Here is a 14035-nt window from a genome sequence, read left to right as displayed (position 1 = left end):
AAAAACTCGATCACATTCGCAGGTTTCATAAGCTTGATCAAACGAAACCCGAGGCGGAAGCTGCACCCAGTCAGCGGCCGGCAGCATCGCCGGGAAGAGGCTACGGAGCGGAACAAAGTGCTTATAATCGACTGCGATTGTCATAATTACTGGTCAAGCGCCACGGTACTGCAGCCCTATCTTTCCGGCCTGTGGAAAGACATGTTCATCGAGGGCGAGAAAACAGGTCCCGTTGGCGCCTTTCCGCATGGCCATCGCCCCTGGTTTCATCCGCAGGACTTCTCTCGCAAGGACGTGCGTCCAAAAACTGAAGCCGATAACTATCTCATCATGAAAGAGAAGCACCTCGACAAGTACAAGGTCGATGTGGCGATCCTGACTGGCGATGAGCCAATCGAGGCGTCAACCCTCGCCAACCCCTATTATGCCAGCGCCCTGGTCAGCGCCTACAATGACTACCAGATCGATCAGTGGCTGCCGAAGGACGACCGTTTCATGGGCTCGATCATCATCGCGCCACAGGATCCAAAGCTCGCCGCCGCCGAGATACGTCGCCTTGGCAACCACCCGCGCATGGTGCAGGTGCTCGCTTCCCAAGGGTCCGTCAAGCCGTATGGCGACCCGTTCTACCACCCGATCTACGAAGCCTGCGCTGAAGTAGGGTTGCCCTTCGCTATACATCTGGGCGGCCATGGCGGAGTGAATTCAACTGCCATCGCTCCTGCCCCAACGACATTCTTCTGGGAGACCCACGCTATCCTCCACATGTCGGCAATGTCGCACGTCGCAAGCATGATCGCGCATGGTGTCTTCGAGAAATGGCCGGACCTCTACTTCGTGAACATCGAGTGCGGCGTCGCCTGGGTTCCATCGGTCCTGTGGCGCCTGGACGCCGACTACAAGGCGCTGCGAAAGGAGACGCCGTGGTTAAAAATGCTGCCGTCGGAATATTGCCGGCGCAACATCCGCTTTTCCACGCAGCCGCTCGAGCAGCCGGCGAACATCCAGCATCTGTGGTCCACGCTCGAGGCAATGGACGGTGAAAACACGCTGATGTTTGCGTCCGATTATCCGCACTGGGATTATGACGACGCCAACACGCTGCAGATCCCGCCCGCCTGGAAGAGCAAGATCATGGGACTGAATGCGCTGGAGGTCTACAAACGCATCCCCCGCGCGCAAGCGGCGAATGCCGCCTGAGGATGCAGACGATGCCCGAGAAGACATATATCTGCCGCGTCGACGAGATCGAAACCGGATCTCCCTTTATCGCCAAGATCCGCAGCCTTTCGGTTGGCGTTTTCCGCATCGGAGATTCATTCCACGCGCTGCTGAATGTTTGTCCGCACCGCGGCGCTCCACTTTGCGAGGGGCCGCAATGTGGAACGACCGCGCCCGTCGAACAGGCGCAATTCATCTATCATCGCGAAAACGAGATCGTTCGATGCGCCTGGCACGGCTGGGAATTCGACATCAAGTCAGGCGCGGCCTTGGTCGATCCGTCCGTTCGCGCACGCACATTTCCAGTCACCGTCGAAGCCGGCAGCATCTATGTGACGGCCTGATTGGCGCAAAGCCGATTGGGATTGGAAAATTCGAAGGAAAGGTGGCCGCAGCCAACTAGCAGATTTTGTTCGCAGGTGCTTGACGAGAAATAACGCGGAGAACTCCGCAATGGGAGAGTCAAATGTCAGAATCTGAATACAAGCTTGGTATCGCTCAAAGTCTGATCGGTCGCGGCAAGATTTCCCGCCGCGACTTTATTCATCTTGGGCTGGCTGCGGGCCTGACCGTAGCAGCTGCCGACACGCTCTTCGTCGCCACGGCACGGGCCGAACCGATGCAGGGAGGCTTCGCCAAGCTTGGGATGGCTCATGGCGCGACGACCGATTCGATCGATCCGGCCGGCTACCCTGATACCTTCACACAAACCGCATTCTCGGGCTCGCTGTCCAACAGCCTCACTGAGGTCGACGCAAAAGGCAATGTCCAACCGGACCTCGCCGAGAGCTTCGAATCCCCGGACGGGGCCAAAACCTGGGTCTTCAAGCTGCGCAAAGGCGCAACGTTTCACAACGGCAAGACAGTGACGGCGGACGACGTCGTGACCTCATTGCGATACCATATGGGCGCTGACACCAAATCGGCGGCGAAGTCGCTTTTGGACTCCGTTGCTGACATAAAGGCGGACGGTCCGGAAACGGTTGTTTTCACTCTCAAGAGCGGCAACGCCGATTTTCCTTACATCATGAGTGACTACCATCTGGTCATCATGCCAGCTAAGGACGGCAAGGCGGATTGGGCCTCAGGCGTTCGCACTGGCGCTTTTGTGCTCGAGAATTTCCAGGCCGGCGTTTCGGCCAAACTCAAGCGCAATCCAAACTACTTCAAGAATGGCAAGCCCTACCTCGACGAGGTGGAGTTCATCGCCATTACAGATCTTGCCGCTCGCATGGCGGCGCTCTCTACGGACGAGGTGGACTATATCGGCCGCGCCGACTTGAAGACCCTCGGCATGTTGAAACGCAATCCGAAGGTGGAAATCGTCGAAGTCACTGGTTACGGTCACTATACCTTGCCGATGAATGTCACGATGGCGCCGTTTGATAATCCGGACGTACGAATGGCATTGAAATGGGCGATCAATCGTCAGGAGATCGTCGACAAGATCTTTCTCGGCCACGCCACCGTTGCCAACGACAACCCGATCGCGCCAGCGATCAAGTTCGCCAAGGATCCGCAACCGCAGCACAGCTTCGATCCGGAAAAAGCCAAGCACTACCTGAAAAAGGCCGGAATGGAGAACCTGAAAGTGGATCTGTCGGTCGCCGATGCCGCTTTTGCAGGCGCGGTGGACGCGGCTTCGCTCATTCGCGAGACGGCAGCCCAATGTGGCATCGACGTAAATGTCGTGCGTGAGGCCGAGGATGCCTATTGGGACAACGTCTGGCTCAAGAAACCCTGGTGCGCTTCCTATTGGAGTGGTCGGGCGACGGCCGACTGGATGTTCACGCAAGCCTTCGCCGCCGACTCCAGCTGGAATGAATCGTTCTGGAAAAATCCTCACTTCAACGAATTGCTTGTCCAGGCGCGCGCCGAGACGGACGAGGCCAAGCGGGGGGCAATGTATGCCGAGATGCAGCAGTTAACCCACGACGATGGCGGCAGCATCGTGCTGGTCTTCAACAATTTCGTCAGCGCGCAATCCAAGAAGCTCGCACATGGCGAAGTGGCGCCTAACTGGGAGAATGATGGACTGAAAATGGCCGAACGCTGGTGGATCGCCACCGCATGAGGTGGCGGGCCGGAGCCGCGATGGTTGTGAGGCTCCGGTCGGCTTGCCCTGGGTGTTGTCGCAGGGCTGCCGCCCAAAAGGGAAACGCACGCCCATGAACCCCGTCGCAAGAACGGTTCTGCAGCGCCTTGGCCTCGGCCTGGTCACTTTGTTCATCGTGTCCATCATTATCTTCTCTGCGATCGCAATGCTTCCAGGCGACTTCGCCAAGGCCACGCTCGGGCAATCGGCGACGCCCGAAACGGTCGCCGCGTTCCAGCGGGAAATCGGCATCGATCGTCCGCCTGTCGAGCGCTACTTCGTCTGGGTCGCGCAGATGCTCCACGGTGATTTCGGCTCCTCGTTTGCGAGCCGCACCGGATACCGGCGCACCGTTGCCGAAATCATCGCGCCACGCCTCTACAATACGATGTTCCTTGCAGCGGTGACTGCGCTGATAGCAGTTCCGCTGGCGCTCGGGCTTGGCATTCTCGCTGCGCTCTACCGCAACGGCTGGTTCGACCGGCTGGTGAATGCTGTGACGCTGACAACCATCTCGTTCCCGGAGTTTTTCGTCGCCTATATGCTCGCCTACCTGGTCATCTCGCGCGACACGTTCATCGGATCCGATTTCGCTCAATCGATGCCGCATTGGCTCGCAGTCTCACTGAGCTGGGCACTCAATGCGGTTCCCAAATTTCCGACATTGTCGAATGTGAACGAGCAGACGCCGTTTTCGGAGCATGTCTGGAAAGTGGCCCTGCCGGCAATCACCCTTACGCTCGTCATCGTTGCCCACATGATGCGCATGACCCGAGCGGCCATCATCAATATGCTGGCAAGCGCCTACATCGATATGGCGCGCCTCAAGGGAATGTCCCCGATGGTGATCGTACTGAGGCATGCCCTGCCCAATGCCTGGGCTCCCATCGTCACCGTGGTGGCGTTCAATCTGGCGTATCTCATCGTCGGAGTGGTCGTGGTCGAGGTCGTGTTCGTCTATCCCGGCATCGGTCAGTTGATGGTTGATGCGGTGAAATCCAGGGATGTTCCGGTCGTCCAGGCCTGCGCCTTGATTTTCGCCGCGACCTATATCCTGCTCAACCTGATAGCTGACATCATTTCCATCGCCACCAATCCCAGGCTCTTGCACCCACGATGACCAGCTTCGAACCTATCTCGGCGGTTCAGAGGCTGAGGCGGTCGCGTGCCACTCGGGCGAAAACGGCGTTGAAGAAGGCGCCGTTCAGTGCATGGTTCGGTATCGTCGTGATCCTCGGCTACGTCTTTGTTGCGGTCCTCGCGCACTGGATAGCGCCATACGGCGAGACGCAGGTCTTCAGCGAAGCCTTCGCACCGTGGAGCCAGGAGTTCAAATTGGGAACCGACCAGCTTGGCCGGGACATGCTCACCCGCTTGATCTACGGTGCGCGCAACACCATCGCTATCGCAGTCGCGACCACGTTGCTGTCCTTCGTGGTAGGCGTCTCGCTCGGTCTTCTCGCCGCGTTGTACAGGGGATGGCTCGACCAGGTATTGTCGCGTTCGGTGGACGTGTTGATGTCGATCCCAAGTCTGATCTTCGCGCTGGTGCTCCTTTCGATCTTCGGCTCGTCCATCACCAGCCTGATCGTCATCATCGCGATGCTCGATTCCACCCGCGTGTTTCGGCTCTCGCGGGCCGTCGGACTTAACGTGGCCGTGATGGAATATGTCGAGGTGGCGCGATTGCGCGGCGAAGGCCCCAAATGGATCATCGCCAAAGAAATCCTTCCCAATGTAATGCCGCCGCTGGTCGCTGAGTTCGGCCTGCGATTTTGCTTCGTATTCCTCACCATCGCCGCACTGTCGTTTCTCGGTGTCGGTATTCAGCCGCCGACGGCCGATTGGGGGTCAATGGTGCGCGAGAACGCAACCCTGATCACTTACGGCGATGTCACGCCGCTGCTTCCGGCCGGTGCGATCGCCCTTCTCACGGTCTCAGTGAATTTCGTTGTGGACTGGTTCCTGCACGCAACAAGCGGGTTGCGGGATGAAAAGTAGCGGTCCAGGCTCGCGCGAAAAAGGAAAGGATCTACTGCAGATCCGCAATCTGCATGTGGAGGGATTCTCGGACGAACGGTGGCATCCCATCGTCCGTGGGATTGATCTGACGCTAAAGCGGGGCGAGGTTCTTGGCCTGATCGGCGAGTCAGGCGCCGGCAAGTCCACCATTGGCCTTGCCGCAATGGGTTATGCCAAGCCGGGCTGCCGGATCACACAAGGCTCCATCCTCTTCGACGGGATTGATCTTCTGGCAGTCAGTGAAACAGGGCGCCGCCGCGTCAGAGGCTCCCGCATTGCCTATGTCGCGCAAAGCGCGGCGGCTTCTTTCAATCCGGCCCACCGGCTCCTTGACCAGACGGTCGAAACTGTAGTGGCGCACGGGATTGCCACCCGGGAGAAGGCAAACCAGAGTGCGATCGATCTTTACCGACGTCTTCAGCTGCCGGATCCGGAGACTATAGGTTTTCGCTATCCCCATCAGGTCTCCGGCGGACAATTGCAGCGGGCAATGACGGCGATGGCGATGGCCTGCCGTCCCGACCTGATCGTGTTCGACGAGCCGACGACGGCACTTGATGTGACCACCCAGGTCGAAGTTCTTGCCTCCATTCGCAACATTGTGGAGGAATTCAACACGGCTGCAATCTACGTGACGCATGATCTGGCGGTGGTGGCGCAAATGGCGGACCGCATCATGGTTCTGCGTCACGGACTTACCGTGGAGGAGGCTGACACACGCGAGATGCTAGCCTTACCCAGCCAGGAATATACCAAGACGCTCTGGGCCGTGCGCAAGCTCGCCAAGGTCGAAGTTCCTGCCGGTGAATATCTACTGACGATAGACCACGTCACCGCCTCCTATGCCCGCACCGTCAAGGTGCTCGACGACGTCTCCATCAAAGTTCCACGCGGAAGAACAGTGGCTGTGGTCGGCGAGTCCGGTTCCGGGAAATCGACGCTCGCTCGCGTCGTCACCGGCCTCCTGCCACCGCTCTCGGGGTCAATCTCTTTTGTCGGCCAGCCCCTTTCGAAGAGCCTGAAGATGCGCCCGAAGGAAGTCCTGCGCCGCATACAGATGATTTATCAAATGCCCGACAACGCGCTAAATCCGCGCCAGACGGTGGAAGACATCATAGCGCGACCGCTTGAATTCTACCACGGCCTCAAGGGCGCGCAGCGGGATCGCCGGATCGGCGAACTTATGCATATGGTCGAGATGAGCGAAGCTTACCTTGACCGTCTGCCGGCCGAACTGTCGGGTGGCCAAAAACAGCGCGTTTGCATTGCTCGTGCGCTGGCGGCCGATCCAGAGATCATCATCTGTGACGAGATCACGTCCGCGCTCGACCAGATTGTGCAGGAGGAAATCCTGAAGCTCCTCATGCGCCTGCAGCGTGACCTCGGTATGAGCTACATCTTCATTACTCACGACATTGCCACCGTACGAGCAATAGCCGACGAAATTGTCGTCATGCACCAGGGGAAAGTCGTTGAGCAGGGTTTGAAGAGCGAAGTTCTTAAGCCGCCGCATGCCGCGTACACCGAACGGCTCTTGTCGTCCGTACCGGAAATGGATCCGGACTGGCTGACAAGGCTGCTCGCCAGTCGCAAGATCTGACGGAATGATCGAGGCAGGAAGAGACCCCTCCACGCTGGCCGCTGCCATCCGCCCACGCCCTTTTTGAGGGCATGGTCGCACTCTAACTCGATCGGCTGCGGCCCATGTGATCGTGCTGTGAAGGCGACTGCATTACCGCCCGCGCCTTGACACCAGTTCACAGTCTCGCGGGGCGGAAATATTCTGACGACAAAGGAACGCTGGTATTCTCGAGGTATTCAGCTGGCGACAGATAGGCAGGTTCGAGTCTACCTAAGAGAAGCAACGCGAATGTCCGCTCTCGAGGCCCTACCGACCAACAAGGCTGTTTTTTCGAATGTCTTCTATTGGGCGAAGCAATGGTGGATCAAGACGGCCAACGTAAGGCGAATTGATGGGGCGGCCGAACACTTCCAGGAAAGTGGGCTGCGAAAATATTCACCTGAGCTCACGCGAAGGTTCACCTCCCGCTGATCGCAGCGTCCGCTTACCACCCTGTGCCAGGCACTACGATGACGCTGGCATCGGTTGACGGTCGGAAATGGCGGCCGCGCCAGTTGTGCGCACCTCACTAGACGGTTTCGAGCGGGCTGAACCGAACCGGGATGATTTTCCGAGTCTGGAGTTGCCCTGCCGCATCCTTGTCGATGATAGTCAGAAACTGTACTTCTTCAGACACCAAAGGCAGAACCAGACGTCCCGCTGGCTTGAGCTGCTTCAGAAAAGCCGGCGGCGTCCGCTCAGCCGCCACGCTAACCAGGATCTTGTCGAATGGGGCGTGCTCGGGCCAGCCGCGAGACCCGTCTCCGACACGAATGGCGACATTAGAGAAGCCAAGGCCCTGCAGCAGAGCCTCGGCATGGCTTGCAAATTCCTCGATGATTTCGACGCTCCAAACTTGTCCGGCGAGTTCCGCGAGGATTGCGGTTTGGTAGCCTAGGCCGGTTCCGATCTCGAGCACCGCCTCCTGCGGTTGCGGGGCAAGGAGATCGGTCATCAGAGCGACAATGAAGGGCTGCGAGACGGTCTTATCGAAGCCGATCGGCAGCGGCATGTCCTGGTAGGCATAAGGTGCGACCGGGGCTGGCACGAAGAGATGTCGCGGGATCCGCCGCATCGAATCCATCACCCGCTCATCGAGCGTTGCCTTGCCGAGTTCTTCGCTTGCAAGGTCGGCATGGATCGCAATCATCTCGACCATGTGCCTGCGTAGAACCGCAAGGTGCTCTTCGTTCATCGGTTTCATGACGGTGGGGCTTCCTCAAACAGTCTGCTGCCACATAGCTTTATATCCTGTTCGTCTTGTCACCGAAACGCCCGCCACCGTTTCCAACGAGAGACCCGAGGCAAGCGCGGGTGACTTGGGCCGCCCGCTACATTGGCAAGCCGCGGTCCTGGAGATTTGGCGCCAAGTCGCCATGACCCACGGGTCGTAGTAGGTGGAAAGGCGACCCACCTCTATCGTCGCCACCGGCTCCTGGCGCAAAGCGGTCCTTGCCCAGCAATGTATATGGCTTGAGTGTGCCGGTCGTTTCATCGGCGTGTCAGCGCCGAAACTAGACACGTCGCCGGCTTGAGGTTGTCTTAGTCCGACTGTTACGGGGGTGATGGAACTCCTTTTCGGCGACGCCCTTGTCAGGATATCCCGTCGCGATAGTTCTTAGAAAAAGGGGGGATGCTGCGACCAACAGGAGCCAAACCATGAAACACCAGACCCTCCACGAACTGCAGACAATCGCAGATGTTAAACCCACGGCGCAAAGCCCCGTTATGACCAGAACACAAAGGATCGAACGTTGGGCGGAGATTCTCGAGCGGAACCCCTCGCGATCTCTTGGGGCGCTTGTTGGCACTGAACATCTACATCCCAAAGTCCGTGAGGAAGCACGCACGGCTGGATCGGCTATTACCGTTGCATTCGAGGATCCGCTGCTGCGTGCATCGGGTCTTCAGGATGACAGCTATGGGGAGGCAAAACGCTTTTTCCAGCTGGGCGACTGGCAACTGCACGAAATCGTTTGCAGTTGTCACGTCGGAACTACGATGCAAGCCAGTTGGGCCGCCGTCAGGGTGCGCAGGACCATTCGCGGAAGCAGGTTCACGGCTTGGCTGAGAACTGTTCTCCTGCACTGAACCGCATGCGCGGCGTTTCGCAGACGTTCGGCGTCTTGAAAAGAGGAGGATAGTTCACTGCACGTTGTGACGCCGGATGCCCTGCACGGGCCCCGAACGACGCTACGGAACGCGGTAGAACCAACCGCTGGCTGATAATAAACGTGGCTCTCCAGGCTGCCTTCGTCGGGACCGTCATCCTGATGAAGGTGCCGCGGGCTGGACAGCCTGCTCGTTATGGCGGGCGGGATGGCACACGGCGCCTACAGCGCTATTTACCTACTGGGCATGGCTCTGAGGCCCAGCCTCCTCCAATGGCCTGCTTCCGACGTCGCCTCTCGCCGTGTGGCCAGATGGCGGCGAAGAGCGAAACTTCGACCCGGCTATGCCTTAGGTTTTTTCCCATCATCGTGACGATCTGTGCTAACTTCAAAGCGGTTTGCACTGGACATGCCGAAGAATGCCGAAGATCGGCCTTGAGCACCGGTTGGCGACACGTGCCGATATGCCGGCGCTGGCTGTACTGATGAATGCAGCCATCGGCGAGCTTCAGAAGCCGTTTCTCACAGAGGAACAGATCGCTTCGAGCCGATCGATCATGGGGCTCGATACGCAACTCGTCGATGATGGAACATATTTCATTGTCGAGCAAAATGGCGTCTTGGCCGGTTGCGGCGGATGGAGTCGGCGCGCAACCCTCTACGGCGGCGACCGTTCACCTGGGCGCGATGCAGCGCTGCTTGATCCGACGAAAGACGCTGCGCGCGTGCGTGCCATGTATACGCATCCCAGCTTCATTCGCCGAGGCGTGGGTCGTCTCGTCCTCACGCTGTGCGAGGATGCCGCCCGCGGCGAGGGCTTCACAAGTGTCGAGCTTATGGCAACGATGGCCGGCGAACCGCTCTATCGGGCCTGCGGCTTTGAGGCGGTTGAAGAAGTCGTCGACAGCAGAGGCGGAGCGGGCGTGCCACTGTTGAGGATGAGGAAGGCATTGTGACTGGATCGGCGGGCTCGCATTCATAGCAGTAGCGGACGGTAGCTGCGAGGCAGACGGAGGCCTTGACGCACATCAATGCAATGACGGGAAAGCGCGCCTCGGCCGCGATGGCTGATCCGGGTCAGGGCTTGCGGTAGAAGTCCTCTGAATGAAGAGCAGAGAAGCATCGATTAGGCCGAGTGGCTGAAAGTCAGCTAATGAGTCGCGCTGCGAATGAACGGTAGTGACGTGACCGAGGCTGGCCGGGGGTCGGCTCGATGCTCCGAAGACCCTTCCGACGACATTGTCAGCATCCGTATCAAAGCAGCGGCCGTGGTTGAGCACGATCCGCCGCGGTCGCCATGATTGGATTTCCGATCCCCGCGTTCGCCTTACGTCGCTGGACGAGTAGCGGCAGGCGCATGCCGAAGAATATTTGGCCGTTGGGATGATACATTCGGCAAGCTTGACGGTCGTTCGCCATGGCTCGGCAAGGTCCAATTCGATGTTAATGAACGTGTCGGTGAGTATCAGTGTTCTTGAGACCTCGTGGAAGAAAATGAACTCCTTGAAATAGCCACCAGGAAAGAGCAGTTGATCGATCTCCGGCGCCGTGACGTCGAGGTCTCTCGTAAAGTCGACATCCACGCCAGGCCTGTCATCAGCCACTACAAGTGCCAGTCGGCGGGCGTCAAAAATCTCGAACCACGCCTCCCATTCAATCTGTTCCGGTCCGCCCATGGTCGGGGGTCGATCCGCTCCTTGGTCTTGGTCCTGATAGACGTGTTGGCCAAATACTATGACAAGCGAGGACTCTTTGTCCGCGATCGAAGGTTCAGCCGGAATGAGCGCGGGGAAGTACGCGAGCAATTTCATGAGTTGGTAGCGCGGTGAGTTAGCGATCCCAGACGGAGATGCAACTCAGAGCCTTCCGACCGCCCTTCAATTCTCCTCAACCTTGGTGGGCAGGCCTGCTGCCACCACCTTTCTTTTCTGCGTCATGTGTATGGTGGCTGTCACGCTCGCCGCCGCCTCCTGCGCTTGCGCTGGTCCGAATCCGCGAGCGGCTTGTTGATCTCGAGCGGAGCCTTGGCGTTCTCGTGCGAAGCACCGGGGCCGCCCTGCCGGATGCTCGCGGGCGTTTTCTTGGACGTGGACATCTCTCGCACCTCAACGATCTTGCTGATTGATCTGATGGGTTGTGTTGACGTTGATATTGCCTTGCTGACCCTGCTTCTCGGGGTTGGAAGCCTGGCGCTTGCCCGGCTCATCAAGCCGAACCGACTTGTGTTCGCCGACGCCCTTGGGACTCCGATTTTCGGCCGGGACCGGCGGCAACTTCTTGCTCATGGCTGAACTCCTTCTGGAGAAGAACCGACAGCATGGTCGATTGTTCCGCGAAGTGCGACCTCTTCCTCCATTCGCCGATCAAGTTTGATGAGAGACTGGCCAAGGAGCTGCCCGGGTTGGGTAGGGTTCGCACAGTGGAACTGGTGATGACGTACATCGGGGAATGGGCGAGTGCGTTTCCTGAAACGATCGCTTGGGCATCGCCACGCGTGCGCCGGCGGGCAAGGGCACGGCATGGCGTCGACCAAGCGCAAGGGCAAAGCCGGGCATGCCTCCAAATCGTGAGAGGGCGGTTGAATGGCAGCAAGACCAAGCTGCACCGCACGCCAAGCTGACCCCATCCTGTCGGTGAGATCGGCGACGTAGTGCTAAACGGCGAAAAGAAGGTCGACGTTGTCATTATTGATGTCGGCGAGGTTCTTGGGCATTGGTGAGAAGGGGGGCGCGCTTGGCATGGACAACGTCAAGTTGTTCATGACGGACAAGAAGGGAAAGCGCTCACCAAGCAGCAGCTCGAAGCGCAAGCGGCCTGCGATAATCACCTACCTACAAGAACTCGACCAACAGCGGATGATCATCCGTTCGCTAAACTATGTGTTGCCTCTTAGGTTCTCGCAGGAGGACCTCCTTGGGTTCTCCGGTCCCTACCAAGATCGCTGAAGCTTCGACATCTCAGCTTTCCTGTCAGGGCCGGAGGGGCAGCTATAACCGACCCTCAACTGGCGAGGAGCCAGTTGGTAGCGCCGGCGGGAGAAGCGCGACCGGAACGAGCCGGCATCTGTTGTCCGACGCTGATCGGGAACACTCCTAGCCTCCAAGGGTTGAGGTTGATGACAGAGGCAGATTCACGGACCGGACTTATGCCAGCGGATATGGATTTGGTGCTTCAACACCTGCCACTCAGGATCGGTGCCTATGTGCCTGATGATCTCTTGGAGGATTGGTTCGGGCCGCGTACCGGGATGAATCCGCCCTCCGGCGAGGCGCTCGCGGCCGCCGCATCTTATGGGCGTCGCTTCGAATGCGAGTTCAAGCATTATCCCGAGCGAAAGGAAGGAGTGTTCTGGAAATGGGTGCCAGCGTTATGAAAGGGCAACCCCTCGAGGCGAAGGCTATCGCCGGGGTGATAGAGGAACTCGAAAGGCAGGCGGCGGAAAACCCGTCCAAACTCAAGGTTCGACGGCACGACGAGACAATAGTCATCAATGGCGAGATTGACGTCGACGCGCTCGTTATGGTGGGCGTGGGCTCGATGGCGGGAGGCCCGTGACACGCAGCATGAGCCGACGATAGCCTCGTGCCGGTCAGCCGGCCAGTGATCACGGCTGAATCTGGAGACGCCTAAAAATGGGCATCAATTCGATCAGCAATTCCATCGACACGCAGGGAACATCTATTCTGACCGCAGGGCAGGCACCTCAATGTCGTTATCGTTGGCGCGGATTGTCGGCCCTCACCGTGGCGCCATCTCTATGAAGCCGGTCAGCCGGTGGCCGTCGGCAAATCCGGAGCCCTACACATTGCCATTGATGGCGGAAACACGATTTGGCGGGAGGCCCTCGCCGGCAACTGAGCATGCCGGCGGATGCGCTGACCGGAACCCGCCGCTGCTGGCCATGCCGCAATGAGGCCATTGAGACTTTTGCTGGCGACAACCGCGACGATCACTCCGGCACGCCCAGCGCCGCGACGTAACGCTCGGCAAACACCTTCTCCAGCCACGGGTTGATCTGTCTCTGCAGGGTGAGCGTGTAGGTCGGGAACGCCTCCATCAGCCGCCGCGCCGCCGACCGCGACTCGTCCAACCGATTGAGTTTGACCAGCGCCATGATCACACCCGATGCGGGAGCCGTAGTTCGGCATCTCGTGCAGCGGGCGTTCTCCCCATGCCAGCGCTTTCGAATTGGCGTACGTCCTGAGGTTCGCAGTTTCGACCTTACGGTCCTTGGCTTCGACATAGCCGAGCTGATCGCGAGGATAGCAATAGCTACGAGAGTCGTCTTGCGCGCCATGCATCAAAGGAGCACCGACCCATGTTGAATTTCATCCATCAATTGGATGACGCGGGCTCATCTATATTAGCTAACGCGTGACGAACGGCCGAGGTCGCTCCGCGGCTGTACAGGCCAAGCCCGCGCCTCTGTGGGAGAGCGCGGGCCGATCGGGTGGTGCGTATCCCGATCTTCGGCAGAGATGGGATGAGCATCTCCTGCCGCAAGCGAGAAACTTTTAGAGATAGCTAATGTTCCATACCCCTGCGATGGAGGGCCCGCCGCCCCATTTGCGAGGCGACGGTCCCTGCCCAGCCCCTGGGAACTAGCTCTGGTCGGCAGCCGCGAGGAGATGCCGTCGGGTCGAGCCCCAATCGCAAGAATCCACGGGCTAGACTACTAGAACCGAAACACGATCCCGGCCCGCCTGCGGTAGCACCGGACGCGCCGGCGACCATGTCGCCAGTAACTACGGCAGACCCTTCTCCAGCCCCGCCGGCGGCGGTGGCGGCGGCGATAGTGGCCGTAATCTGGGTCGTAATCTGGGTCGTAATCTGGGTCGTAATCTGGGTCGTGGTAGCGCCGATGGTAGACCGGCTCCACTTCCGCCTGAGTACCTTCGTCATCGAAGGTCGGTGAGTCTGGCCCGTCGAGTTCATCGAGAATGCCGCTTTTGGCCCCTGGAACAC

14 protein-coding genes and 1 pseudogene are annotated in these 14035 nt (G+C 59.0%); 10 read left to right on the top strand and 5 right to left on the bottom strand.

Annotated features, from left to right (window positions below; all coding sequences use genetic code 11):
* Window positions 1–117 precede the first annotated feature (117 nt).
* The 6 genes from NKJ06_RS02475 (at window position 118) to NKJ06_RS02450 (ending at window position 6938) form a co-directional block, all read left to right on the top strand.
* The gene (locus NKJ06_RS02475) at window positions 118–1200 is read left to right on the top strand and encodes an amidohydrolase family protein (RefSeq protein WP_352808895.1); all 1083 of its coding nucleotides are present in this window, start codon (window positions 118–120) and stop codon (window positions 1198–1200) included.
* A gap of 11 nt (window positions 1201–1211) precedes the next feature.
* Window positions 1212–1565, top strand: a complete 354-nt coding sequence (locus tag NKJ06_RS02470) for a Rieske (2Fe-2S) protein (protein ID WP_352808893.1) — start codon at window positions 1212–1214, stop codon at window positions 1563–1565.
* A gap of 122 nt (window positions 1566–1687) precedes the next feature.
* Window positions 1688–3295 carry an ABC transporter substrate-binding protein gene (locus tag NKJ06_RS02465; RefSeq protein ID WP_352808891.1) on the top strand — a complete coding sequence of 536 codons (1608 nt, stop codon included), beginning with the start codon at window positions 1688–1690 and terminating at the stop codon, window positions 3293–3295.
* Between the two features lie 94 nt (window positions 3296–3389).
* Window positions 3390–4436, top strand: a complete 1047-nt coding sequence (locus NKJ06_RS02460; RefSeq protein WP_352808889.1) for an ABC transporter permease — start codon at window positions 3390–3392, stop codon at window positions 4434–4436.
* A 68-nt stretch (window positions 4437–4504) separates the two neighbouring features.
* Window positions 4505–5317: an ABC transporter permease gene (locus NKJ06_RS02455; RefSeq protein WP_352808887.1), complete on the top strand. Its 813-nt coding sequence runs from the start codon at window positions 4505–4507 to the stop codon at window positions 5315–5317.
* Window positions 5307–6938, top strand: coding sequence for an ABC transporter ATP-binding protein (locus NKJ06_RS02450; RefSeq protein ID WP_352808885.1), 1632 nt, complete (start codon window positions 5307–5309; stop codon window positions 6936–6938). The genes NKJ06_RS02455 and NKJ06_RS02450 overlap by 11 nt, the downstream gene beginning before the upstream one ends.
* 550 nt (window positions 6939–7488) lie before the next feature.
* Here the strand turns inward: NKJ06_RS02450 and NKJ06_RS02445 are convergent.
* Entirely contained in the window at window positions 7489–8163 is a 675-nt protein-coding gene (locus NKJ06_RS02445) for a protein-L-isoaspartate(D-aspartate) O-methyltransferase (protein WP_352808882.1), read from the bottom strand.
* A gap of 455 nt (window positions 8164–8618) precedes the next feature.
* Between NKJ06_RS02445 and NKJ06_RS02440 the strand changes: the two genes are divergently transcribed.
* A complete protein-coding gene (locus NKJ06_RS02440; RefSeq protein WP_352808880.1) occupies window positions 8619–9050 on the top strand; it encodes a hypothetical protein in 432 nt (143 codons plus the stop codon).
* 439 nt (window positions 9051–9489) lie between these two features.
* Window positions 9490–10026 carry a GNAT family N-acetyltransferase gene (locus NKJ06_RS02435; protein ID WP_352808878.1) on the top strand — a complete coding sequence of 179 codons (537 nt, stop codon included), beginning with the start codon at window positions 9490–9492 and terminating at the stop codon, window positions 10024–10026.
* A gap of 72 nt (window positions 10027–10098) precedes the next feature.
* On the opposite strand, the gene NKJ06_RS02430 is transcribed toward NKJ06_RS02435, so the two are convergent.
* The 3 genes and pseudogenes from NKJ06_RS02430 to NKJ06_RS02420 all read right to left on the bottom strand — a co-directional run bounded on the left by NKJ06_RS02430 (window position 10099) and on the right by NKJ06_RS02420 (window position 11355).
* Window positions 10099–10881, bottom strand: coding sequence for a hypothetical protein (locus tag NKJ06_RS02430; protein ID WP_352808876.1), 783 nt, complete (start codon window positions 10879–10881; stop codon window positions 10099–10101).
* Between the two features lie 76 nt (window positions 10882–10957).
* Window positions 10958–11165 (bottom strand): annotated as a pseudogene (locus NKJ06_RS02425) (hypothetical protein).
* Between the two features lie 10 nt (window positions 11166–11175).
* On the bottom strand, window positions 11176–11355 hold the full coding sequence (locus tag NKJ06_RS02420) for a hypothetical protein (protein ID WP_352808874.1): 180 nt from the start codon (window positions 11353–11355) through the stop codon (window positions 11176–11178).
* A gap of 860 nt (window positions 11356–12215) precedes the next feature.
* Here NKJ06_RS02420 and NKJ06_RS02415 point away from each other — a divergent pair.
* Window positions 12216–12443: a hypothetical protein gene (locus tag NKJ06_RS02415; protein ID WP_352808872.1), complete on the top strand. Its 228-nt coding sequence runs from the start codon at window positions 12216–12218 to the stop codon at window positions 12441–12443.
* On the top strand, window positions 12425–12625 hold the full coding sequence (locus tag NKJ06_RS02410; protein WP_352808870.1) for a hypothetical protein: 201 nt from the start codon (window positions 12425–12427) through the stop codon (window positions 12623–12625). The genes NKJ06_RS02415 and NKJ06_RS02410 overlap by 19 nt, the downstream gene beginning before the upstream one ends.
* Before the next feature lie 394 nt (window positions 12626–13019).
* On the opposite strand, the gene NKJ06_RS02405 is transcribed toward NKJ06_RS02410, so the two are convergent.
* A complete protein-coding gene (locus NKJ06_RS02405; RefSeq protein WP_352808869.1) occupies window positions 13020–13184 on the bottom strand; it encodes a hypothetical protein in 165 nt (54 codons plus the stop codon).
* Window positions 13185–14035: the final 851 nt, after the last annotated feature.

The sequence above is a fragment of the Mesorhizobium sp. M0293 genome, assembly GCF_040321735.1.
GTDB lineage: Bacteria > Pseudomonadota > Alphaproteobacteria > Rhizobiales > Rhizobiaceae > Mesorhizobium.
This window is presented reverse-complemented; position numbering and strand designations above follow the sequence as displayed.